The sequence below is a fragment of the Actinomadura miaoliensis genome (assembly GCF_039536785.1).
Classification (GTDB): domain Bacteria; phylum Actinomycetota; class Actinomycetes; order Streptosporangiales; family Streptosporangiaceae; genus Spirillospora; species Spirillospora miaoliensis.
This window is the reverse complement of record NZ_BAAAZG010000004.1, coordinates 45937-69068: the sequence shown is the minus strand read 5'-3', so window position 1 is coordinate 69068 and position 23132 is coordinate 45937. Positions and strand designations below refer to the sequence as shown.

The window sequence follows — 23132 nt, the reverse complement described above, 5'->3', positions numbered from 1 at the left end:
CCCACAACCAACATGTCTCCCCCATGTCCCCCTGTCCCCCTTCCCATGTCGCCACGCCCCCCTGCCACCGTGCCGCCCCAACGTTCTGCCACCGCGCCCGCATGTCGCTCAGTCGCCGTGACGCCCAGTCGCCGTGACGCCCTGCCGGCATGTCGCCCTGTCAGCGTGACGGCGTGTCAGCGTGACGGCGTGTCAGCGTGACGGCGTGTCGGCATGTCGCCCTGTCAGCGTGACGGCACCTCGACATGTCGCCCTGTGGCATGCCGCCCTGCCGCCGTGACGGCACCTCGACATGTCGCCCTGTGGCATGTCGGCGTGTCGCCATGACGGCGTGTCGCTCTGTCGCCGTGTCGGCAAAAGGCACGACGTCGTGGTGGCCGTGCCCCTTGACGGCATGACGCCGAGGCTGCCCGTGACGGCGGCACGGCGTGACAGTGTGACAGCACGCGGAGCCCACCTTCGCCCCAGCCCTTAAGCGCAACCGGCCCCCGTCTCCACCGGCAAGCCCAGAAAAGGCAGGCCGACTGGGGCGCGAGCGCTTCACCGCTGAGCAGCGAGAGGCAGTACGGCAACCCGCCAGCGCACCCCCGCGCGGCCGGTAACGCACGCCCCCCGCGCGGCCGGTGACGCGCGATCCAGCCCCCCGCGCCACCGGCTCCCAGTGGGCCAAGCGACCGGTCGCTGCAGGCATGTGCGCCGAGCCACGGCAGGGGTGCTGCCGGATCGACCAGGCCGAGCACCGCCGGATTGGCCGGGCGGAACGCTAACGGCGACCTGGCGCCTCACTCAAGGTCCCACTCGCCCTCGGGGACGTCGTTCGCTCCGTCCTCTTCGAGCGCCTCGCGAACCACGCGGTATGCCAGGCCGGGCGGATACCCCTTGCGGGCGAGGACGCCGACCAGCCGCCGGGTGCGTTTCGCCGTGTCCAGACCGCGGGTGGCGGCCAGCTTCCGGGCGATCAGCTCCCGGGCCGTGCGTTCCTCCTCCTCGGGCCCGAGGGACTGCACCGCCTCGTTGACGGTCTCGTCCGCCACGCCGCGACGCCGCAGTTCGGCGGCCAGCGCCCGTTTACCCAGTCCGCGTCCGCGATGCCGCGACTGCACCCACGCCTGTGCGAACGCCTCGTCGTCGATCAGCCCGACGTCGGTGAAGCGACTCAAGACGCGCTCGGACACCTCGTCCGGCACTTTCTTGCGGCGCAGAGCGTCGGCCAACTGCGCGCGCGTACGCGGCGCCGCGGTCAGCATCCGCAGGCAGATCTCCCGCGCCCGTGCCTCCGCTCTGCCGTCGGCGTCTTCGCCATCGGCCTGCTCGACGGACGGATCACCGCCCGCAGCCGTCCCCGCACCGTCTTGCCGGGAACCCGGATCCCACATCGACCCGAGCTGCTCGCCACGCCCGGCCGCCTGACGCTCACGGTTCGTCTTCCGCTTCCGCCCCCGGCGTCGACGCTCATCCGCGCCCCGCCCTCGACCGCCCACTCCGACGCCGTCACCGTCATCACCACCACCGCCGTCGCCCTCTGCGTCGCCTCCCCGCGGGCCCCGTCCGGACCCGCCAACCCTCGACGCCCGGCCGGACAAGGCATCACGACCGTTGCCGTCGCCCGCCGCGCCGCCTGCCTGCGCGTCCGATTCCAAACCGCCAACCCTCGACGCCTGACCGGACGCGGCAACACCGCCGCCAACGCCCGCATCGCCGCCTACCTGCGCGTCCCGTCCGGCCCCGCCAATCGTCGGCACCCAGCCGGACGCGGCACCACCACCGCCAGCACCCACCGCGCCGCTGGCCTGCGCATCCGGCTCCAAACCGCCAACCCTCGACGCCTGACCGGACGCGGCAACACCGCCGCCAACGCCCGCATCGCCGCCTACCTGCGCGTCCCGTCCGGCCCCGCCAATCGTCGGCGCCCGGCCGGACGCGGCATCATCGCTGCCGTCGCCCGCCGCAGCGTCGGCCTGCGCGTTCGATTCCAGCCCGCGAACCCTTAGCGCTTGACCGGACGCGGTATCACGACCGCTGGTGTCGCCCTTGGCGCTGCCTCGTGGGCCGCGAGGGGGCTGGGGCTGCTTCTTCGGGGCGGATGTGCAGGGCTCTGGGGTAGTGGTTGCGCTGGCCTCCTGTGTTATGGGCGCATGGTTCCGTGCCGTGCTGAGGCCGTCGCTCGCTGGCTCGCTCGCACGCTCATCGGAACGGGTGATTTCCTCTGGCTCAGTGCAGGGATCGACTGGCAGGGGTCTGTCGGAAGGGGCCGCGACTGACGGGCGCCCAGCAGGGGTACTCGGTTCGGCGGATGTCGGAGCCGTTACGTGGGCTCCTGACACATCGTCGTTCCTCGATTCGCCTGCAGGGCCGTCGGTGGGGGTGTCAGACCCCCCTTGCACGAGTGCTGGAGGCTCAGCGGGTTGGGCAGGCGTGGGCGGCGCCGAGGCCGCGCCGACGCGGTGCTGCTCGGGTGAGGACTTGGCGGGATCACTCGGTGGGGTGGATGGCTGCGCGGTTTTCGGCTCGGGCTCAGGCGTCGCCGCCGTGGCGGCGACGCCGTTGTCGTCCGGCTTGCCGGCATGGCCGTTGGAGTTGTCGAAGCGCTCGGCCTCAGGCAGGGCGGCCGCGGGCTGAGGTGTGGCTTCGGTCCAGGGGTTGGTGCCGGGGGACGGTGGGGTCCAGGCGGGCCGTTCGGGTGGAGGCACCAAAGGGAACGGGAGGGCGCCCGTGTCCTCTTTGGGGGGTGGGGCGGGCTCCCCCCACGGGTTGGTGGGGGTCCGCTCGTGCTTCGGAGGGCGCGGCGGCTCGCCCCAGGGGTTGTCGGCCGGTGGGGTGAGCCACGCCGGAGTGCCGGGAGACTCGTCGTCGGGTGGTTCAGGGTGAGCGCTCATCGGGGCCCTCGGGAGCGGCGGCGCCATCGGGGAAGGACCGTGCACCGGTCCGCCGGTGCCGGGCAAGGCGCCGCCGCCCTGCATACGAGATCATCGCTCACTCTTCGTCAGGAGTCACCCGGATCGGCGGATTCTCCGTCAGGAATCACCAGGCTTGACGGTCTTGGCGCCCTTACGCGCAGTGGCGGCCGCGGTCCGGGAGGCGGCGGCCGGGGTCCGCGCGGCGGCGGGCGGGGCCGGCGGCGTGGCGGCCGCGGTGGTCTCCGGGGCCTCCTTGTCGAGCTTGGGGCCGACGCCCAGCTTCTCCTTGATCTTCTTCTCGATCTCGTCGGCGATGTCCGGGTTGGCCTTGAGGAAGTTGCGGGCGTTCTCCTTGCCCTGGCCGAGCTGGTCGCCCTCGTAGGTGTACCAGGCGCCGGACTTGCGGACGAAGCCGTGCTCGACGCCCAGGTCGATCAGGCCGCCCTCCTTGCTGATGCCCTGGCCGTAGAGCAGGTCGAAGTCGGCGACCCGGAAGGGCGGGGCCATCTTGTTCTTGACGACCTTGACGCGCACCCGGTTGCCGACCGGCTCGGTGCCGTCCTTGAGGGTCTCGATGCGGCGCACGTCCAGGCGGACGGAGGCGTAGAACTTCAGCGCCCGGCCGCCGGTGGTGGTCTCGGGCGAGCCGAACATCACGCCGACCTTCTCGCGCAGCTGGTTGATGAAGATCGCGGTGGTCTTGGTCTGGTTGATCGCGCCGGTGAGCTTGCGCAGGGCCTGCGACATCAGGCGGGCCTGCAGGCCGACGTGGCTGTCGCCCATCTCGCCCTCGATCTCGGCGCGCGGCACCAGCGCGGCCACCGAGTCGATGACCACGATGTCGATGGCGCCGGAGCGGATCAGCATGTCGGTGATCTCCAGCGCCTGCTCGCCGGTGTCGGGCTGGGACACCAGCAGGGCGTCGATGTCCACGCCGAGCTTGCGGGCGTACTCGGGGTCGAGCGCGTGCTCGGCGTCGACGAACGCGGCGATGCCGCCGTTCTTCTGGACGTTGGCCACCGCGTGCAGGGCGATGGAGGTCTTACCGCTGCCCTCGGGGCCGTAGACCTCCACGACCCGGCCGCGCGGCAGGCCGCCGATGCCCAGGGCGATGTCGAGGGAGATCGAGCCGGTCGGCACGATCTCGACCGGTGCCCGCGCCTCGTCGCCCAGCCGCATCACCGAGCCCTTGCCGAACTGGCGCTCGATCTGGGCCAGTGCGGTCTCGAGAGCCTTCTCCCGGTCGTTCGCTGCCATTGAGGTGCCCCTTTGTCTGTCCGGTGCTGTCGCGGCCCGGTGAGTCCGGCCGATTCACGGGTGACGTTACGGGGAGCCACCGACAGTTTCGAGGTGCCGGCCGGCATGTGGATAACGTCGCGTGCGCGGCCCACTTTACCGAACATCCGTTCGATCATGAGATCGCGTGGTGATTTGACCCGGAATCTCCGTGCGCCGGGCGCCCCGGACGCCGTACGCTGGCGCAGTCACGGAGGGTTTGACCATGACGCTGACCGTCCTCTTCTGCGTCGATCCGCTCCACCCCCGGCGCGTTGACCCACACTTCGCCCGCGAGGCCGCCGCCGTGCGGGACCACTACGGCGAGATGGCCCTCATCGACCACGACGCCCTGCGGCGGGGCGACGTGGACGCCGCGATACGGGCCGTCCCAGAGGATCTCGGGCCCGCCTGGTACCGCGGCTGGATGATGACGAGCCCCGAGTACGCCGTCCTCGCCGCGGCCCTGAAGCAGCGAGGCACGATCCTGCTCACCCACCCTGAGGACTACCAGCGCGCGCATGAGCTGCCGGGCTGGCACGACACGTTCGCCGGTCTGACGCCGCACAGCGTGTGGCGGCCCGTGGATCCGCGTGGAGACCCAGGCGACCTGGCCGAGCTGGTACGGCCCCTGTCCCCCGGCCCCGCCGTCGTGAAGGACTACGTCAAGTCGCGCAAGCACGAGTGGGAGCAGGCGTGCTTCGTGCCGGACGTCAGGAACCTGACGCAGCTGCGCTCGGTGGTGGCGAAGATGATCGCGTTGCAGGACGACTTCCTGGCGGGCGGGATCGTCGTCCGCGAGTACGAACGTTTCGACGGCGCCGGTGAGGCGCGGGTGTGGTGGGTGGACGGCGAGCCCGCGCTGGTGGGGCCGCACCCCGACAACCCCGAGGTGGAGACCGAACCGGAGTACGAGGCGGTGGCGCCCGCCGTGCGGAGCCTGGGCTGCCGGTTCATCACCACCGACATGGCGCGCCGCGAGGACGGCCAGTGGCGGGTGGTGGAGGTGGGTGACGGCCAGGTGAGCGACCTGCCGGCCACGGTCGACCCGATGGACCTGTACGCGCACCTGCCGATCCCCGACTGAGCGGGGCGGCGCGCGGGATCACCGTGACGCGCCGTGTTCCGTATGCGCGCGTCCAGATTGCGGGGAACCGGGACGGCGTTCGCTTCCGTCCCATGATCGAGCACCCCTAAGCTATGGCTCCGCTACGCGGATTCCCTTGCCGGTGAGCACCTCCGGCTCACAGTGCGGAACCCGCCAGGCGGTCGCCGTCTCGTTTCGAAGGACGTGTCCCTTGCCCCCACAGGACCTCCCGCGGCCCCGGCTCAGTTCCCGGGCGGTGAAGATCGGTATGGTCAGCGCGCTGTCGCTCACGCTGGCGGCCTGCAGTTCCAAGACGACGACGGCGTGGTGCGTCGACCGCCAGGCCATCCCGGCGGGGAACGTCAAGGGCGGCTACAAGGTGGTCTCCGACTTCTACTGCGAGCGCACCTACTTGTACACCGACGCCGATTACGGCCGCTACTTCTGGTACTACGGCGGCAAGCGCACCTCCGACTCCGGCTCCGGCTCCACCTACGTCTCCGGCGGCAGCCGCTACGCGCCGAGCAAGGGCAAGATCAAGTCCAGCAGCGGCAAGACCCTCCGCGGAGGGTTCGGCGGCAGCGGACGCAGCGGGAGCTGACGTTGCGACGCGTCCGTTCGACGCCCCGGCCCGACTGGCCCGCCCGGATCGAGGCCCAGGGGCTGGCCTTCCACCAGACCGCCCACCCCGAGCACCTCGCCCGCCCCTACTGGGACGAGTCCGTGCACTACGTCTTCGAGATGGACGAGGTGCTGGCCCTGGAGGAGGTGGTGGAGGAACTGCACCGCATGTGCCTGCAGGTGGTGGAGCATGTGGTGAAGACCGGCCGCTACCACGCACTCGGCATACCCGAGTGGGTGGCGCCCCTGATCGAGGAGTCGTGGCGCCGCAAGGACCCCCACCTGTACGGGCGGTTCGACCTCTGGTACGACGGCACCGGCCCCGCCAAGCTGCTGGAGTACAACGCCGACACCCCCACCGCGCTGGTGGAGAGCTCCATTGTCCAGTGGTACTGGCTCAAGGACGTCCACCCCGACGACGACCAGTGGAACTCCATCCACGAACGCCTGGTCGACCGCTGGAAGGGGATGGCGCCGGCCCTCGCCAAGGATCCGGTGCACTTCGCCTGGACCAACGGCGACGAGACCGGTGAGGAGGTCATGACGATCGCCTACATGCAGGAGACCGCCGAGGAGGCGGGCCTGCCCGGTGTGGCGATCGCCATGGAGGACATCGGCTGGGACCCGGAACGCCAACGGTTCGTCGACCTGGACGACAACGAGATCCGCACGCTGTGCAAGCTGTACCCGTGGGAGTGGATCGTCGCCGAGCCGTTCGGGCAGCACGTTCCCGGCGCCCCCACGGCGTGGATCGAGCCCATCTGGAAGATGGTGCTGTCCAACAAGGCGCTTCTGGTGCTGCTGTGGGAACTGTTCCCCGGCCACCCCAACCTGCTGCCCACCTATCTGAACACCCCGTCCGACCTCACGGCGTACGTCAAGAAGCCGCTGCTGGGGCGGGAGGGCGCCAGCATGCGCATCGTCACCCCCGACGGCACCGAGCAGCACACCGAGGGCCAGTACGGACGGGAGGGCTTCGTCTTCCAGGAGTTCTGCCCCCTGCCCGACTTCGACGGCTACCGTCCGGTGCTCGGCGCGTGGGTGGTCGAAGACGAGTCGGCGGGTCTGGGCATCCGCGAGACCGCCGGGCTCATCACGGACGACACCTCGTCCTTCGTCCCGCACCGGATTCCCCTGTAACGGATCCCGGAACCCCCTAAGGAGAACGATGTCACTCGCGCTCGACGACGACCTCGGGCAGATCCTCGCCGAGGGCGTCGGGGCGATCTTCGCCTATGCCGCGGTCGGCCTGGCCCTGTTCGTCCTGGGCTTCTACATCGTGGACTGGACCACGCCCGGCCGGCTGATCTCGATCATCCGCCGTGACCGCAGCCCGAACGCCACGTTCCTGGCCTGCGCGGCGACGGTCGGTATCGGCCTCATCGTGGCCGTGGCCATCTACTCGGCGGGCGGGGACCTGCTGGAGGGCCTGATCCGGGTGGCCGTGTTCGGCGGTGTCGGCGTGATCGCGCAGGCCGTCGCCGTGCTGGTGTTCGACCGCCTGATCGGGGTGGACGTGCGCGGCTGCGTGCAGGAGCCCAAGCTGGAGCCCGCGGTGGTCCTGCTGGGCGTGGCGAACGTGGCGATCGGCCTGGTGACCGCCATGGCCGTCTACGGCTGAGCCGGCAGGGCGGCGGGGCCTCCCGGGGACGGTGCGGGCGTCAGTGCAGGTGCTGGGGGACGTCGAACGTGGCGCAGACGGCCTGCCAGACCTTCTTGGCGTCCTCACCGTCGGCCAGGGCCTGCTCGACGGTGCGGCCGCCCAGTTCGGCCATGACATAGTCCTTGGCGACGCTCTCGGCGTAGCCCTCGCCGAACTGCTCGTTCATCCGTTCCCAGAACTGTGTCAGCCGCACCCGTCCACGCTATCCGACCGGGCCCCCGTCGACCGAGTCGGTGATCTCGCTCGGCACGGAGGGCCGCCGCACGCCTTCGGCGTACTGCCGGTGCAGCCCCGTCAGGAAGCGTTCGACCGCCTCCACCACGCGGGCCGTGCGGTAGGAGGGGAAGACGTCGAAGGCGTGCTGGCCGCCCTGCATCTCGGCGTAGACCACGGGTGAGTGCGACGTCTCCCGCAGCCGTTTCACGAAGCGCCGCGCCTCGGCCACCGGGACGAGGGTGTCGTGGCTGCCGTGGACGACGAAGAACGGCGGCGCGTCCGGGCGGAGGTGGCTGACAGGGGACGCCTTGGCGAACGCCTCGGTGTCCTGGGTGAAGGACTTCTTGACCACCCTGCGTTCCATGAGGGAGGTCGCCCCCATGGGGACGGGCCACGGCCCCGGTTCGACGAGGTCGTACACCCCGTAGAACGGGACCGCTCCCCGCACGGAGGTGTCCACGTCCTCGAAGCCGGGCTGGAATTCGGCCTCGCCCGCGGTGAGCGCCACCAACGCGGCCAGGTGTCCCCCGGCGGAACCGCCCGTCACGCACAGGAAGTCGGGGTCGGCGCCGTACTCCCTGGCGTGCTCCCGGTACCAGGCGATGAAGTGCTTCAGGTCGATGAGGTGGTCGGGCCAGGTCGCCCTGGGGCTGAGCCGGTAGTTGACGTTGAACCCCACCCAGCCGTGCACCGCCAGGTGGTTGAGGAGGGGCAGCCCCTGTTCGCGCTTGTCGCCGATGACCCACGCCCCGCCGTGGATCTGCATCACCCCTGGCCGCAGGTCCCCTCCGGAGGCGGGCCGGTAGACGTCCAGTTTGAGGCGCAGCCGTCCTTCCTGGCGGAACACGATGTTGCGGTGCACCCGCACGCCGGGCCGCGGGATGAGGCAGAGCGGCGGGAGGATGAGGTGGGAGATCGGGTAGCGGGAGGTCTTGCGGGTCTCGGACGCGTCGATCTCCATGGGCGCGCCGGATTCGCGCAGGGTCACGACGGTACGGCGGGACGCGACGATCGTGGCGGCCGTCCCGGCCACGCCGACGGCCCCAGCGCCGAGCCCCACCCAGCCGGGCCAGGCGCCCAACCCCCCGTACGCCGCCGTCAGCCCGATCCCGGCGACCTCCGCGACCAGCAGGTGAGGCGCCAGTTCGATGGTGAGCCACCCGGCGAAGAAGCTGGGCACCGCCAAGGCGGCGCCGTAGCGGGGGGCGTGGGCGTTCACCGTGAGCAGCAGGGCCGTCACACCGACGGCGAGCAGGGCGAATGGCATGCGGGCTCCTCGGGGGCGGACCATTTCAAGCCTGCCTGACACTCCAACCCTGAAAGCGTCCACTTACAACGTGATGCACGTCACTCCGCCGCGTTCTGTCGGACCCGCGAGGCAGGATGGCTGCATGACCGTTGACGTGCTCGAATGCTTCTCCCCGGCCACGCGGGCGTGGTTCACCGGGGCGTTCGCCGCGCCCACCGCGGCGCAGGCGGGCGCGTGGGAGTCGATCTCGAGCGGCGACAACACCCTGGTCGTGGCGCCCACCGGCTCGGGCAAGACGCTGGCGGCGTTCCTGTGGTCGCTGGATCGCCTCGCCGCGGGCGGATCGGCGAGCGGCGGCCCCGGCGCGGACGGCGGCCCCCAGGACGCCGAAGGCGAGGACGGCGCGGGCGGGCGGGCCGATCCGCGGCACCGGTGCCGGGTGCTGTACGTGTCGCCGCTGAAGGCCCTGGCCGTCGACGTCGAACGCAACCTGAGGGCGCCGCTGACCGGCATCCGGCAGGCCGCGCGGCGGCTGCGCCTGCCCGAGCCGGACATCCGCGTCGGGGTCCGGTCCGGCGACACTCCCGCCGACGAGCGCCGCCGGCTCGCCACCCGGCCGCCGGACATCCTGATCACCACGCCCGAGTCGCTGTTCCTGATCCTCACCTCGCAGGCCCGCGAGGCGCTGCGCGGGGTCGAGACGGTGATCGTCGACGAGGTGCACGCCGTCGTCGGCACCAAACGCGGCGCGCACCTGGCGCTGTCCCTGGAACGCCTGGACGCGCTGCTGGAGCGCCCGGCGCAGCGCATCGGCCTGTCGGCGACGGTGCGGCCGGTGGACGAGGTCGCGGCGTTCCTGGGCGGCACCCGGCCCGCGACGGTCGTGCAGCCGCCCTCCGACAAGGTGTTCGACCTCGACATCGTCGTCCCCGTCGAGGACATGGGCGAGATCGGGCAGTTCGTGGACGCCTCCGGCGGCGCGGACCCGCGGCAGCGCAGCATCTGGCCGCACGTGGAGGACCGCCTGCTCGACCTGATCGAGTCCCATCGCTCCACGCTGGTGTTCGCCAACTCCCGCCGCCTGGCCGAACGCCTGTGCGGCCGCCTCAACGAACTGGCCTACGAACGCCTCGTCCCGCCGGACGACGCCCTGCCTCTCCCCCATGGGGCCGACGCGCCCGCGCAGAGCGGCGACGTCGAGCCGGGGCGCATCAGCATGAACGACGTCCGGCGTGCCCTGACAGGCGACGGCGAGGCCCCCGGCGTCGAACGGGAGCGCGCGTCGCGGGCATCGGGCCCCAGGGCCGCGGGGATGCCGGCGGACGTGATGGCGCAGGCGGGGGTGTCCCAGGGGGCGCCCCGGGAGGTCGCGCGCGCCCACCACGGGTCGGTGTCCAAGGAGGAGCGGGCCGGCATCGAGGAGGCGCTCAAGCAGGGGCGGCTGCCCGCGGTCGTGGCCACGTCCAGCCTGGAGCTGGGCATCGACATGGGCGCGGTCGACCTGGTGGTGCAGGTGGAGTCGCCCCCCTCGGTGGCCAGCGGCCTGCAGCGCGTCGGACGGGCGGGGCACCAGGTGGGCGCGGTGTCCAAGGGCGTCATCTTCCCCAAGTACCGGGGTGACCTCGTCCAGACCGCCGTGGTGGCCGAGCGGATGCGGCGCGGCGAGATCGAGGAGCTGCGGCATCCCCGCAACCCGCTCGACGTGCTGGCCCAGCAGATCGTCGCCATGGTGTCGATGGACGAGTGGTCCGTCGACGACCTGGAGACCGTCGTCAAACGGGCCGCGCCGTACGCCACGCTCCCCCGGTCGGCCCTGGAGGCGACCCTGGACATGCTGGCGGGGCGCTACCCCAGCGACGAGTTCGGGGAGCTGCGCCCACGTCTGGTGTGGGACCGGATCACCGGCACGTTGCGCGCCCGCCCGGGAGCGCAACGGCTCGCGGTCACCAGCGGGGGCACCATCCCCGACCGCGGCCTGTTCGGCGTGTTCCTCGTCGGGGAGAAGGCGTCCCGCGTGGGCGAGCTGGACGAGGAGATGGTGTACGAGTCGCGGGTCGGCGACGTGTTCGTCCTGGGGGCCAGCTCGTGGCGCATCGAGGACATCACCCCTGACCGGGTGCTGGTGTCCCCCGCCCCGGGGCAGCCCGGCAAGCTTCCGTTCTGGCATGGCGACTCCCCCGGGCGCCCCGCCGAACTGGGGCGGGCCCTGGGGGCGTTCACCCGTGAACTGGCCCGGCTGCCCGCCGACGAGGCCCGCGCGCGCGTCTCCGCCGCCGGGCTGGACGAGTGGGCGTCCGCCAACCTGGTGTCCTACCTGGCCGAGCAGCGGGAGGCCACCGGGCACGTCCCGGACGACCGCACGATCGTCGTCGAGCGGTTCCGCGACGAGCTCGGCGACTGGCGCATGGTGGTGCACTCGCCCCTGGGGGCGCGGGTGCACGCGCCGTGGGCGCTGGCCATCGCCGGGCGCCTGCGCGAACGGTACGGGGTGGACGCGCAGGCCATGCACGCCGACGACGGCATCGTGATCCGCATCCCCGACATGGACGAGCCGCCGGGCATGGACCTGGCCGTGTTCGACCCCGACGACGTCGAACGCGTGGTGGTGGACGAGCTGGGCGGCTCGGCGCTGTTCGCGGCGCGGTTCCGCGAGTGCGCGGCGCGGTCGCTGCTGCTGCCGCGCCGCCGTCCGGACCGGCGCATGCCGCTGTGGCAGCAGCGGCAGCGGGCCGCGCAGTTGCTGGCGGTGGCGAGCAAGTACCCGTCGTTCCCGATCGTGCTGGAGACGATGCGCGAGTGCCTGCAGGACGTGTTCGACGTCCCGGGGCTGGCGCAGGTCATGCGCGACCTGTCGGGCCGGAGGACGCGGCTGGTGGAGGTGGAGACGCCCGAGCCGTCGCCGTTCGCCCGGTCGCTGCTGTTCCACTACGTCGGCGCGTTCATGTACGAGGGCGACCCCCCGCTGGCCGAACGCCGCGCCCAGGCGCTGGCCCTCGACACGGCGCTGCTGTCGGAGCTGCTGGGCCAGGCCGACCTGCGCGAGTTGCTCGATCCCGAGGTCGTCGCCGACACCGAACGCCAGTTGCAGCGGCTGACGCCCGACCGCCGTGCCCGCGACGTGGAGGGCGTCGCCGACCTGCTGCGCGAGCTGGGCCCGCTGACCGCCGCCGAACTGGCCGCCCGCACGATCTCCCCGCCCGGCGCGGGCGAGCCCCTCGCCGCGGGCGACGTGGCGGCCGATGGCGACAGCGACGCGCCGGGCGGCGCGCAGGGGCCGCGGTGGGCGGCGGAGCTGGAGGAGACGCGGCGGGCGATCCGGGTGCGGGTCGGCGGGCGGGACTGCTGGGCGGCCGTCGAGGACGCGGCCCGGCTGCGCGACGCGCTGGGCGTGCCGCTGCCGGTGGGCGTCCCCGAGGCGTTCCTCGAGCCGGTGGACGACCCGCTCGGCGACCTGGTGTCCCGGTACGCGCGCACGCACGGGCCGTTCCGGGCGGCCGACGTCGCCGCGCGGTTCGGGCTGGGCGCGGCCGTGGTGACCGACGCGCTGCGGCGGCTGGGCGGCGCGGGACGCGTCGTGGAGGGCGAGTTCCTGCCCGTCGAGGCGATCTCGGGGCCGCCGACGAGCGAATGGTGCGACACCGGCGTGCTGCGGACGCTGCGGCGGCGGTCGCTGGCGCGGCTGCGCGCCGAGGTGGAACCGTCCCCGCCCGAGGCGCTGGGCCGGTTCCTGCCCGCCTGGCACGGCATCGCGGGCGGGTCCCGGCTGCGCGGCATCGACGCGCTGGTGCAGGCGATCGAGCAGTTGCAGGGCGCGGCGGTCCCGGCGTCGGCGCTGGAGACGCTGGTGCTGCCGTCGCGCGTCCCCGGCTACTCCCCGGCCCTGCTGGACGAGCTGACCTCGGCGGGCGAGGTGATCTGGGCCGGTCAGGGCGGACTGCCGGGCGGTGACGGCTGGGTGTCGCTGCAGCTGGCCGACACCGCGCCGCTGCTGATGCCCGAGCCGGCACCGATCACCCTGACGCCCGTGCACCAGGCGGTGCTGGACGCGCTCGGCGACGGCGGCGCGCTGTTCTTCCGCACGCTGTCCGACCGGGTCAACGCCACCGTCACCGCGTCCGACCAGGATCTGGTCACGGCCGTGTGGGACCTGGTCTGGGCGGGGCTGCTGACCAACGACACGCTGGCGCCGTTGCGGGCGGCGCTCGGGTCCGGGCGTCCGGCGCACCGGGCGCGCGCCACCCGCCGCCGGGGGCGTCCCGTGCTGCCGTCCCGTACGGGCCCGCCGACGGTCGCGGGCCGCTGGTGGCCGCTGCCCGAGCGTGAGTCCGACGCCACGCGCCGGTCGCACGCGCTGGCCGACGCGCTGCTGGAACGGTACGGCATCGTCATCAGGGGCGCGGTGGCCGCCGAGCGCGCCCCGGGCGGGTTCGCGGGCGTCTACCCGGTGCTGCGGGCGTTCGAGGAGAGCGGCCGGTGCCGCCGCGGCTACTTCGTCGAGGGCCTGGGCGCGGCCCAGTTCGCGCTGCCCGGGGCCGTCGACCGGCTGCGGGCGCTGCGTCCGCGGGAGCCCGCCGACCCGTGGGAGACCCCCGTCCGGCGGGACGACGACCGCGCGCTGGTGCTGGCGGCGGCCGACCCGGCCAACCCGTACGGCGCCGCCCTGCCGTGGCCTGAACGCGACGACGAGGTCGCCAGCGGTCACAAGCCGGGCCGCAAGGCGGGCGCGCTGGTCGTGCTGGTGGAGGGCCGTCTGGTGCTGTACGTCGAACGCGGCGGGCGGACGCTGCTGACCTGGTCCGACGATCCGCGGGTGCTGCAACCGGCAGTGGACGCGCTGGCCCTGGCCGTACGGGAGGGCGCGCTCGGCAAGCTCACCGTCGAACGCGCCGACGGCGAGTCGATCGGCCGGTCCCCTCTGGCCGCCGCCCTGGAGGCCGCCGGGTTCCACCCCACCCCGCGCGGCCTGCGCCTCCGCAGCTGACCCGTCCCGCGCCGCCCTCGGCGGCACGGCCGGCGCCCGCGCACAGGCCCGCGAGCACGCTGGCGACGGTGCGCGGCCCGCCCGGCAGGCACGCGATGTCGCACGGGCCCGGCGGCGCGGCGAACGGTCGGCCGCGGCCCAGCCCCCGGCGCGCACCGGCCGGCCGACGTCGCCGACGCCGTGGCCCGGTACGCCTAGCGGCGGCGGAACATGGCGACCAGGCCGCGGAAGGCTCGTTCGTCCAGCGACCCGAACGGGTTGTCGTGGACGACGTAGGTCCAGGTCGCCGAGGGGCGGGCCAGTCCCGCTCCGGGCATGTCGACCCGCCCGTCGGAGGCCTCCAGGGTGTCGAAGGTGTCGGCGGCGCGGTCGCGGGCCCGTCCCAGCAGGCGCTTGCCCGCGGGGACGGCCTCGCGGTTGAACTCGACCAGCGGGTCCAGGCCGCGGCCGAGCGAGCGCAGGTGGATGCCCTCGCGCAGGTCGGCGAGGAAGGCCAGGTGCTCGGCCCAGCAGCGGTCGAGGTGGAACAGCATGATCTGGCGGGCCGCGGCGGCGACCGGCTCGGGGCCGGCCGCCTCGACGAGCCGGGCGTGCTGTTCGGGGCGCAGGTCGGCCAGCAGCCGGTCGGCGGCGTCGCCGTGCAGGACGGCGTCGCGTTCGGCGAGCACCTCGCGGCGCTGCAGGCTGATCAGGTGGTGGTAGCGCCAGGTGTTGCGGTGGATCTCCATGTCCACGCCCTCGGCGACGCGCTGGGCGTGGTCGACGATCCAGTGCGCGCCCTTGGCGTCCACCCGCCCGTCCGGCGCGGCGGGCCCGTCGTGGGACTCGTCGGGCGCGTACCGGGCGACCAGGTCGTCCTCCAGGCTGGCGAAGAACACCGAGCCGCCCGGGTCGCCCTGCCGTCCGGCGCGGCCGCGCAGCTGGTCGTCCAGGCGGCTGCTGGGATGGCGGCCCGTCCCGATCACCAGCAGGCCGCCGAGGCCGGCCACCCGGTCGTGGTCGGCCGCGGGCGACGGGGCGGAGGACGCGGCCGTGGGCGGGACGCCGCCGCCGAGGCGGATGTCGGTGCCGCGCCCGGCCATCTGGGTGGAGACGGTGATGGCGCCGGGGGCCCCGGCCCGGGCGATGATCGCGGCCTCTTCGGCGTCGTTCTTGGCGTTGAGGACGACGCAGGGCAGGCCGGCGCGGTCCAGGCGGCGGGCCAGGCGTTCGGACTCGGCGACGTCGAGGGTGCCGACCAGCACAGGCCGTCCGGTGGCGTGCGCGGCGGCGATCTCGTCGACGATCGCGACCTCCTTGTCGGCCGCGGTGGCGTACAGCCGGTCGGGCTCGTCCACCCGCACGCACGGACGGTTGGGCGGAATGACCGCGATCTCCAGGTCGTAGAACTCGCGGAGCTGACCGGCGACGGCCAGGGCGGTGCCGGTCATGCCGCAGCGCACCGGGTAGCGGCCGACCAGCTCCTGAACGGTGATCGAGTCAAGGATCTCGCCGCTGGGGGACGCCTCCAGGGCCTCCTTGGCCTCGACCGCCGCCTGCAGCCCGTCCGGCCAGCGCTGCAGCAGCGCCACCCGCCCGCGCGAGGCGTTGACCAGCTTCACCGCGCCGTCGCGGACGATGTAGTCGACGTCGCGCTGGAGCAGCACCTCGGCATGCAGGGCGACGTTGACGGCGGTGAGGGCGTCCAGGTGCTCGGGGGCGTACAGGTCGATCCCGCCGAGGGCGTGCTCGACGGCGCGGGCCCCGGTGGCGGTCAGCTGGACGTTGCGGGCCTCCTCGTCGGCGGTGTAGTGCAGGCCGGGCCGCAGCCGCCGCACCAGCTCGGCGTAGGTGGGGTCGGCGGACGCCACGTCGGCGGCCCCGGCCAGGACGAGCGGCACGCGCGCCTCGTCCACCAGCACCGAGTCGGCCTCGTCGATCAGCGCGACCCCCGGCTCGGGCAGGACGAGGTCGGCGGGGTCGGTGGCCAGGCGGTCGCGCAGCAGGTCGAACCCGACCTCGCTGACGGGCGCGTAGGTGACGTCGGCGGCGTAGGCGCGGCGGCGCTCGTCCGGGGTGGACGACTGCCCGACCCACGCCACCGTCACGCCGAGCATCGCGTACAGCGGCCCCATCCATTCGGCGTCGCGCCGGGCCAGGTAGTCGTTGACCGACATCACGTGCACCCGGCGGCCGCTCAGGGCGTACCCGGCGGCGGCCAGCGCGCCCACCAGGGTCTTGCCCTCGCCGGTGGCCATCTCCACCACGTGCCCCGACAGCAGTCCCAGGGCGCCGAGAAGCTGCACGTCGTACGGCCGCTCGCCGAGGGTCCGCCGCGCCGCCTCCCGGCCCAAGGCGCACAGCTCGGGGGAGTCGCGGGCTGACGGGGGTTCGGTGCGCTCCTCGCGCAGGGACAGGGCGGCGGTGGTCAGGGCCTCGTCGGAGAGGGCGCGGACCTCGGGTTCGCGGGTCGCGGCCTCGGCGACCACGGCCTCGAACGGCCGCAGGTCGACGGTGCCGGGTCGCTGCAGGAGGCGGCGCAGCCGGTCGCGCAATGCCATGACGACGAGTGTCCTTGATCAGCTCGGTGCCGGGAAGACGTCGCGGGCGCCTTCCCTTCCAGGGTTCCACGCGACCTCGGCAGAAGGTCTGAGGGGTTCGTCCGCGTTCTCCTCCCTTGGGCGGATCCGCCGGCGCCGCGGTCCTGGGATGATCGGGTCGTAGGGGGTTGCGGTGACCCGGGGGCCGGGTCGCCGCGGAACGGGGAGTCGCCATGACACCGACGACACGGTGGGTCGCCGCGCAGCGGCGCAAGCGTCAGATCATCAGCCAGACCGTCCTCGACCGCGCCATGCGGGACCCTCGGCGGCGCCGCGAGCATCCGCCGGTCCGCCGTCCCGCGCGGTGAACCTCGGCGCCTCCGGCGTGACCCCGCGCGGAGGCGCCGGCGGGCGTGTCAGCCCGCGGGGGCGGAGAACACCTCTTCCCGGGCCTGTTCCAGGGCGGCGTGCAGGGCGCCGCGCAGGACGGGGTTGCCCTCGACCTCGGTGACGGCCACCGTCGGGCGGGTGGGGCTGTAGCGGCCCACGGCGCGTTCGATGCGGGTGGCGAGGGGACGTCCGCCGGCGCGTCCGAGCTGGCCCGACAGGACGACCAGGCCGGGGTCCAGGACGATGTTCACCGAGGTCACGCCGTAGGAGATGCGGTCGGCGAGCTCGTCCAGGAAGGCGCCGCCCAGGTCCTCGTCGGCGGCGGCGGCGCGGACGCAGTCGACGGCGGTGGGTTCGGTGAGACCGTGCGCGCGGGCCAGGTCGAGCACGGCGTCGGTGCTGACCAGGGAGCCGTAACCTCCGGCCAGGGCGGGAATGCCCCAGGAGCTGGACTTGGTGACGCCCTCGGCGTCGTGGTCGCGGCGGGCCGAGCCCATCGGCAGGGGCGCGCCGGGGACGGGCAGGTAGCCCAGCTCGCCCGCGCCGCCCGAGCGCCCCCGGTGCAGGCGTCCGCCGAGCATGACCGACAGGCCGATGCCGCGGCCCAGCCACACCAAGGCGAAGTCCTCGGCGCCGTGCGCCGCGCCGTAGGCGCGTTCGGCGATGGCGGCCAGGTTGACGTCGTTCTCGATGACGACGGGACGCCGCAGGTCGGTGTGCAGGGCGGCGAGCACGCCCTCATGCCAGGCGGGCAGGTCGAAGGCGAACTGCACGTCGCCGGTGCGCGGGTCGACGACGCCGGGCGTGCCGATGACCAGCGCGGTGACGCGGCGCAGCGCGACCCTTGCCGAGCGGCAGGCCCGCACCACGGCGCTGTGCACGGTCCTGACGGGGTCGTCGGCGCCGTTGGGGTCCACGGTGACCTGGGCGACGACGCCGCCGGTGATGTCGGCGACGGCGGCGGTGACCCCGTCCGGCCCCACCTCGATGCCCACCACGTAGGCGCTGGACGGCACGACGGCGTACAGCGCGGCGTTCGGCCCGCGTCCCCCGGCGCGCTCCCCCACCACCTGCACCAGCCCCCGCTCCTCCAGCCGGGCCAGCAACTGGGAGGCGGTCACCTTCGACAACCCGGTGTGCGCGCCGATCTGCGCGCGGGTCAGCGGCCCCTGCGTGACCAGAAGCTCAAGCGCGGCACGGTCGTTGAGCTCGCGTAGCAGCCGCGGCGTCCCCGGGCGCCCTGCCATGGCCCACCCCTCCAACGTCTCAATCCGCTAACAGGCGGTTTTGTTTAGGAAACTTTCTTGTTAGTTTACGCCCAGGCGGCCGGACCGCCGCCGGTGCCGGACCAGGCCGCACGACAGCGCCGACCGACGAGCAGGGCGTCACGGGGCCGATTCGGTGCCATGGCTGGGACCCTACGGGCTCCCCGCCGGTTCCACCGCATCGCCCGGACACGTACGCGAGGCCCGCCCGCTGGAAGAGCCGGAAAGGACCCCCAGTGAAGTACATCAAGGCAGCGGCCGTGACGGCCGCGCTCGCCCTGGCCGCCACGGCCTGCGGCGGCGGCAACGACGACGATGGCGGCACGGGCCAGAGCCCCGCCCAGCTCAAGGTCTGGATGATGGGCGACGGGACGCCCGAGCAGACCAAGTTCCTCGACGGCGTCGAGGCCGAGTTCAAGCAGAAGCACCCCAACACCGACGTGGTCGTCAAGTACGTGCCGTGGCCGCAGGTCGCCACCACCTTCCAGAAGGCCGCGGCGGGCGGCGAGGGCCCCGACGTCACCGAGCTGGGCAACACCGACGTCCAGTCCCACATCGAGCAGGGCAGCCTCGCCGACATCACCGCCAAGTTCGACGGCTGGGCCGACGGCGGCAAGCTCAACAAGACCGCGGTGGCCAACGACCGCTCCGGCGGCAAGACCTACGCCGTGCCGTGGTACGGCGGCGTGCGCGCCGTCTGGTACCGCAAGGACTGGTTCCAGGAGCTGGGGATCCAGCCGCCCAAGACGTGGGCCGAGCTGACCGCGGCGGCCAAGAAGATCCAGGACGAGAAGAAGGTGCCGGGCATCGGCGCGCCCAGCGACCAGACCAACGCGCTGCTCAGCTTCATCTGGGGCAACGGCGGCGAGGTGGCCGTCCCCGAGGGCGAGAAGTTCGTCGGCAAGCTCGACCAGCCGCCGGCCGTCGAGGCCGTCGACTTCTACGCCGGGCTGGTCACCCGGGACAAGGTCGCCCCGGCCAAGTACGTCGGCAAGAACGAGCTGGAGGGGCCGCAGCGCGACTTCGCGCTCGGCAAGCTCGGCATGTACATCGACGGGAGCTGGGCGCTGAAGGAGATGAAGAAGATCTCCGACAAGGACGCCGGCAAGTGGGCGGTGTTCCCGATCCCCGGCAAGAACGGCGGCAACGCGCCGGTCATGGCGGGCGGCTCGGACCTGGCGGTGTGGAACGACAGCAAGGCCAAGGACGTCGCGTTCGACTACATCACCGTCCTCAACAACGCCAAGAACGCCAAGGCGTGGGCCGACTACAGCGGCTTCTCCTCGATGCGCTCGGACGTCAGCTTCACCGACCCCACGCTCGCGGCCTTCACGCAGATCGCGGCCAACACCAAGTTCCCGCCGATCAGCGCGGGCTGGGGCGAGTTCGAGCAGGCCAAGAAGGTGCTGCCGAACGCGGTCAAGGCCGTGATGCAGGGCCGTCCGGCCGCGGAGGAACTGAAGAAGGCCAACGAGCAGGCCAACACGCTGCTCAACCCGTGATCGGGGGCTGACGCCATGCTCGACACCGCTCCGGCGGTGCGCAGGCGGCCCGGCCGGAGCGACCCCTCCGGCCGGGCCCGCCCCCGCCGCCCTCGCCGCGGGCCGCGCTACGGCCCGTACCTGCTCATCGCGCCGACCGTCGTCGTCATCGCGGTGCTGATGTTCTGGCCGATGGTCCAGATCGGGATCATGTCGTTCCAGAAGGTCGGCAACCGGCAGCTGCGCGGCGAGCCCGCCGAGAACGTCGGCACCGGCAACTTCGAGACGATCCTCGGCGACCCGTTCTTCTGGCAGACGCTCCGTCAGACCGTGCTGTTCGCGGTGGTCGCCGTGACGGCCACGCTGGTGCTCGGCACGCTGGTGGGGCTGCTGCTCAACCGGCTCGGCCGGCGCATGTCCAAGTTCGTCGCCGGGGGCGTGATGGTCGCCTGGGCCACCCCGCCGGTCACCGCCGCGATCATCTTCTCCTGGCTGTTCGGCACCACCGGCGGCCTGGTCAACTGGTTCCTGGACCTGCTGCCGGACGCGCTGGTCGGCGGCGGCTGGGCCGACTTCAACTGGTTCGCCAGCCCGCTGCCCACCTACACCGTGCTGACGGTGTGCGTGGTGTGGCAGTCCTGCCCGTTCGTGGCCGTCTCGGTGCTGGCCGGGCTCAAGAGCCTGCCCGGCGAGCTGTACGAGGCGGCGCGGGTGGACGGCGCCGGCCCGTGGCGCGCGTTCTGGCGGATCACCGTCCCGCTGCTCAAGCCGATCTTCATGGTGCTGGTCGTGATGAGCGTCATCTGGGACTTCAAGGTGTTCACCCAGCTGTTCGTCATGGCGGGCATGGCCAACCGGGACGCCTTCAACCTGTCCCTGTACGCCTACTCCGAGGCGTTCGGGTCGCTCAATCCCAAGCTCGGCATGGGCTCGGCGATCGCACTGGTGCTGACGGCGATCCTGCTGATCGTCACGGCCGTGTACGTGCGCGTCATGGTGCGGCAGGGGGAGACGTCATGACCGCGAGGACCAAGGGCGTGCGCAAGGCCGCGTTGAACGGCGCCGGGCTGCTGGTCTTCGCGGTCGCCGTGTTCCCGGTGCTGTGGATGGTGTCGACGGCGTTCAAGCCCAACACCGAGATCTTCAGCACCACGCCCCGGCCGCTGCCCGCGCATCCCACCCTGGAGCACTTCGACCTGGTGCTGAACGGCGGCATCGCCGAGGTGTCGTTCTGGGAGTACCTGCGCAACAGCGCGCTGCTGGCGCTCGGCACCGTGCTGGTGTCCAGCCTGCTGGCGCTGCTGGCCGCCGTCGCCGTGGCCCGGTTCCGGTTCCGGTTCCGCACCACCTTCCTGATCATGCTGCTGGTGGTGCAGATGGTGCCGTGCGAGGCGCTGGTCATCCCGCTGTTCATGGACCTCAAGCGGCTGGACATGCTGAACAGCCTGGCCGGGCTGCTGGTGGTGGACATCGCCTTCGCGGTGCCGTTCGCGATCTGGATGCTGCGCGGCTTCGTCGCCGCCGTGCCGCGCGAACTGGAGGACGCCGCCGCCATCGACGGCGCCGGGCCGGTGCGCACGTTCGTCACCGTCCTGCTGCCGCTGGTGGCGCCGGGCCTGGTGGCCACGAGCATCTTCTCGTTCATCACCGCCTGGAACGAGTTCATCTTCGCCTTCACCTTCCTCGACGACCAGGACAAATACACCTTGCCGATCATGTTGCAGTTCTTCTTCGGCCGCAGCGGCAACGCCTGGGGGCCGATCATGGCCGCCTCCACGCTGCTGACCGTGCCGGTCATCGCGTTCTTCCTGCTGGTCCAGCGCCGGATGGTCGCGGGCCTGACCGCCGGGGCGGTGAAGGGATGAGCGAGCTGGAGGGAAGGCGGCGCCTTCTTGGCGCCCCGGAGCCGAGCGGGAGGCAGGGATGAGTGAGAGCGAGATCATCCGGTTGGCGCGGGGCACGCTGCTGCCCGCCTTCCCCGGCGCGCTGCCGCCCCGCTGGCTGCTGGAGGAGGTGGAGAACGGGCTGGGCGGCGTCACCGTCTTCGCGATCAACGGCAACGTGCCCGGCACCGACGAGCTGGCCGCGCTGACCGCCGAGCTGCGCAAGGCGGGCGACCCGCTGGTCACCATCGACGAGGAGGGCGGCGACGTCACCCGCCTCACCGGGCACGTGACCGCCAGCCCCTATCCGGGCAACGCCGCGCTCGGCGCCGTCGACGACCCCGAGCTGACCCGCCGGGTCTACCGGTCGCTGGGCGCCGAGCTGGCCGAGGTGGGGGTGAACCTCAACTTCGCCCCGTCGGTGGACGTCAACACCGCCGCCGACAACCCGGTGATCGGCACCCGCTCGTTCGGTTCCGACGCCGAGCTGGTGGCCCGGCACGCGGCCGCCGCCGTGACCGGCACCCAGGAGGCGGGCGTGGCCGCGTGCGCCAAGCACTTCCCCGGCCACGGCGCCACCGTGGCCGACTCCCACCTGGGCGTGCCGATCGTGGACGCCGACATGGCGCTGCTGGAACGCCGCGAGCTGGTGCCGTTCCGCGCGGCGATCGGGGCGGGCACGCGGGCGGTGATGACCGGGCACCTGAACCTGCCCGCGGTCACCGAGGGCGTCCCGGCCACCCTGTCGCCCGCCGCGATCACCGGGCTGCTGCGCGGCCGCCTCGGCTACGACGGGGTGATCGTGACCGACGCGCTGGACATGGACGGCGCCAGCGGCGAGATCGGGATCCCCGAGGCGTCCGTGCGGGCCCTGCTCGCGGGCGCCGACCTGCTGTGCCTGGGGTCGCGCGAGCACCACGACAGCCTGCGCGCCGTCCTGGCGGCGATCGAGGAGGCGGTGCGGATCGGGCGGCTGCCCCTGGACCGGCTGGCGGACGCGGCGGCCCGCACCCGCGCGCTGCGCGACTGGCTGGCGGACCGCGCCCCGGCCGCCGCCGACCGCGCCGCCGGGCTGGAGGCGGCCCGCCGGGCGGTGCGGGTGTCGGGCGAGCTGCCCGACTGGCGGGGCGGCGGGGGAGCCCCGCTGGTCGTCGAGGTGGCCGCGACCGGCAACATCGCGGTCGGCCCCACCCCGTGGGGGCTCGGCCCGTGGGCGCCGGACGCGGTGCGGGCCGAGGGTTCGGCGGCGGAGGCGACGGGTGTGCTGGAACGTGCCAGCGGCCGTGGTCTCGTCGTCGTGCTGCGCGACGCGCACCGCCACGCGGGACAGCGGGCCCTGGCCCAGGCCCTGGTGGCCGCCCGTCCCGACACCGTCGTGGTGGAGATGGGCCTGCCGGTGTGGCGTCCGGACGGGGCCGTCCACCTGGCCACCTACGGCGCCGCCCACGCCAACGCCCAGGCCGCCGCCGAGCTTCTCGGCCTGACCTGACCGCCGCGTGTCCCCGCACGGCCGCCGCCGGGGCGGTCGTGCGGGGACATGCCGCACCCGCCCGTCGAACGGCTCCGGCAACGCTGTGAACTGCCCCTTCGCCGCGTCCGCCGCCC

Annotated in this window: 17 protein-coding genes; 11 read left to right on the top strand and 6 right to left on the bottom strand. The window is 73.1% G+C overall.

The genetic code is table 11. From position 1 onward, the window contains the following. Positions 1-782: 782 nt before the first annotated feature. Positions 783-1259: a regulatory protein RecX gene (locus ABD811_RS07300; RefSeq protein WP_425549376.1), complete on the bottom strand. Its 477-nt coding sequence runs from the start codon at positions 1257-1259 to the stop codon at positions 783-785. Positions 1260-1352: 93 nt separating this feature from the next. On the opposite strand from ABD811_RS07300, the gene ABD811_RS07295 reads away from it, so the two are divergent. Beyond that, positions 1353-1991, top strand: coding sequence for a hypothetical protein (locus ABD811_RS07295; RefSeq protein WP_344942761.1), 639 nt, complete (start codon positions 1353-1355; stop codon positions 1989-1991). A gap of 1023 nt (positions 1992-3014) precedes the next feature. On the opposite strand, the gene recA is transcribed toward ABD811_RS07295, so the two are convergent. Then, positions 3015-4154, bottom strand: a complete 1140-nt coding sequence (gene recA / locus ABD811_RS07290; protein WP_344942758.1) for a recombinase RecA — start codon at positions 4152-4154, stop codon at positions 3015-3017. 244 nt (positions 4155-4398) lie between these two features. Between recA and ABD811_RS07285 the strand changes: the two genes are divergently transcribed. The 4 genes from ABD811_RS07285 (at position 4399) to ABD811_RS07270 (ending at position 7501) form a co-directional block, all read left to right on the top strand. Beyond that, a complete protein-coding gene (locus ABD811_RS07285; protein ID WP_344942755.1) occupies positions 4399-5259 on the top strand; it encodes an ATP-grasp domain-containing protein in 861 nt (286 codons plus the stop codon). 256 nt (positions 5260-5515) lie between these two features. Next, positions 5516-5860, top strand: a complete 345-nt coding sequence (locus ABD811_RS07280; RefSeq protein WP_344942753.1) for a hypothetical protein — start codon at positions 5516-5518, stop codon at positions 5858-5860. 2 nt (positions 5861-5862) lie between these two features. After that, positions 5863-7020 (top strand): glutathionylspermidine synthase family protein, encoded by a 1158-nt coding sequence (locus tag ABD811_RS07275; protein WP_344942750.1) that lies wholly within the window; start codon positions 5863-5865, stop codon positions 7018-7020. A 28-nt stretch (positions 7021-7048) separates the two neighbouring features. Further along, on the top strand, positions 7049-7501 hold the full coding sequence (locus ABD811_RS07270) for a DUF350 domain-containing protein (protein ID WP_344942747.1): 453 nt from the start codon (positions 7049-7051) through the stop codon (positions 7499-7501). A gap of 40 nt (positions 7502-7541) precedes the next feature. Here the strand turns inward: ABD811_RS07270 and ABD811_RS07265 are convergent, their stop codons facing one another. After that, entirely contained in the window at positions 7542-7736 is a 195-nt protein-coding gene (locus ABD811_RS07265) for a DUF3046 domain-containing protein (RefSeq protein ID WP_344942743.1), read from the bottom strand. A gap of 9 nt (positions 7737-7745) precedes the next feature. After that, the gene (locus ABD811_RS07260; protein ID WP_344942740.1) at positions 7746-9026 is read right to left on the bottom strand and encodes an alpha/beta hydrolase fold domain-containing protein; all 1281 of its coding nucleotides are present in this window, start codon (positions 9024-9026) and stop codon (positions 7746-7748) included. Positions 9027-9150: 124 nt separating this feature from the next. Here ABD811_RS07260 and ABD811_RS07255 point away from each other — a divergent pair, with 124 nt between their 5' ends. Further along, entirely contained in the window at positions 9151-13989 is a 4839-nt protein-coding gene (locus ABD811_RS07255; RefSeq protein ID WP_344942737.1) for an Lhr family helicase, read from the top strand. Between the two features lie 194 nt (positions 13990-14183). Here the strand turns inward: ABD811_RS07255 and secA2 are convergent, their stop codons facing one another. Continuing rightward, a complete protein-coding gene (gene secA2, locus ABD811_RS07250; RefSeq protein ID WP_344942734.1) occupies positions 14184-16529 on the bottom strand; it encodes an accessory Sec system translocase SecA2 in 2346 nt (781 codons plus the stop codon). A gap of 212 nt (positions 16530-16741) precedes the next feature. Between secA2 and ABD811_RS07245 the strand changes: the two genes are divergently transcribed. Then, positions 16742-16876: a hypothetical protein gene (locus tag ABD811_RS07245; protein WP_344942731.1), complete on the top strand. Its 135-nt coding sequence runs from the start codon at positions 16742-16744 to the stop codon at positions 16874-16876. Positions 16877-16924: 48 nt separating this feature from the next. Here the strand turns inward: ABD811_RS07245 and ABD811_RS07240 are convergent, their stop codons facing one another. Beyond that, the gene (locus ABD811_RS07240) at positions 16925-18145 is read right to left on the bottom strand and encodes an ROK family transcriptional regulator (RefSeq protein WP_344942728.1); all 1221 of its coding nucleotides are present in this window, start codon (positions 18143-18145) and stop codon (positions 16925-16927) included. A 254-nt stretch (positions 18146-18399) separates the two neighbouring features. Between ABD811_RS07240 and ABD811_RS07235 the strand changes: the two genes are divergently transcribed. Genes ABD811_RS07235 through ABD811_RS07220 form a run of 4 tightly spaced genes read left to right on the top strand, consistent with a single transcriptional unit; the run spans position 18400 to position 23016 of the window. Beyond that, complete coding sequence (locus tag ABD811_RS07235; protein ID WP_344942726.1) at positions 18400-19665, top strand: extracellular solute-binding protein; 1266 nt, start codon at positions 18400-18402, stop codon at positions 19663-19665. 15 nt (positions 19666-19680) lie between these two features. Continuing rightward, complete coding sequence (locus ABD811_RS07230) at positions 19681-20664, top strand: carbohydrate ABC transporter permease (protein ID WP_344942724.1); 984 nt, start codon at positions 19681-19683, stop codon at positions 20662-20664. Then, positions 20661-21509, top strand: coding sequence for a carbohydrate ABC transporter permease (locus ABD811_RS07225; RefSeq protein WP_344942722.1), 849 nt, complete (start codon positions 20661-20663; stop codon positions 21507-21509). Before ABD811_RS07230 ends, ABD811_RS07225 begins: the two co-directional genes overlap by 4 nt. Before the next feature lie 58 nt (positions 21510-21567). Continuing rightward, positions 21568-23016: a glycoside hydrolase family 3 protein gene (locus ABD811_RS07220; RefSeq protein WP_344942720.1), complete on the top strand. Its 1449-nt coding sequence runs from the start codon at positions 21568-21570 to the stop codon at positions 23014-23016. The last annotated feature ends 116 nt before the right edge of the window (positions 23017-23132 follow it).

Bases quoted from the DNA above. Each gene is read 5' to 3' on its own strand.
- recA (WP_344942758.1), bottom strand. From the start codon at position 4,154: ATGGCAGCGAACGACCGGGAGAAGGCTCTCGAGACCGCACTGGCCCAG.
- ABD811_RS07285 (WP_344942755.1), top strand. From the start codon at position 4,399: ATGACGCTGACCGTCCTCTTCTGCGTCGATCCGCTCCACCCCCGGCGC.
- ABD811_RS07270 (WP_344942747.1), top strand. From the start codon at position 7,049: ATGTCACTCGCGCTCGACGACGACCTCGGGCAGATCCTCGCCGAGGGC.
- ABD811_RS07260 (WP_344942740.1), bottom strand. From the start codon at position 9,026: ATGCCATTCGCCCTGCTCGCCGTCGGTGTGACGGCCCTGCTGCTCACG.
- ABD811_RS07255 (WP_344942737.1), top strand. From the start codon at position 9,151: ATGACCGTTGACGTGCTCGAATGCTTCTCCCCGGCCACGCGGGCGTGG.
- secA2 (WP_344942734.1), bottom strand. From the start codon at position 16,529: ATGGCATTGCGCGACCGGCTGCGCCGCCTCCTGCAGCGACCCGGCACC.
- ABD811_RS07245 (WP_344942731.1), top strand. From the start codon at position 16,742: ATGACACCGACGACACGGTGGGTCGCCGCGCAGCGGCGCAAGCGTCAG.
- ABD811_RS07240 (WP_344942728.1), bottom strand. From the start codon at position 18,145: ATGGCAGGGCGCCCGGGGACGCCGCGGCTGCTACGCGAGCTCAACGAC.
- ABD811_RS07230 (WP_344942724.1), top strand. From the start codon at position 19,681: ATGCTCGACACCGCTCCGGCGGTGCGCAGGCGGCCCGGCCGGAGCGAC.
- ABD811_RS07225 (WP_344942722.1), top strand. From the start codon at position 20,661: ATGACCGCGAGGACCAAGGGCGTGCGCAAGGCCGCGTTGAACGGCGCC.
- ABD811_RS07220 (WP_344942720.1), top strand. From the start codon at position 21,568: ATGAGTGAGAGCGAGATCATCCGGTTGGCGCGGGGCACGCTGCTGCCC.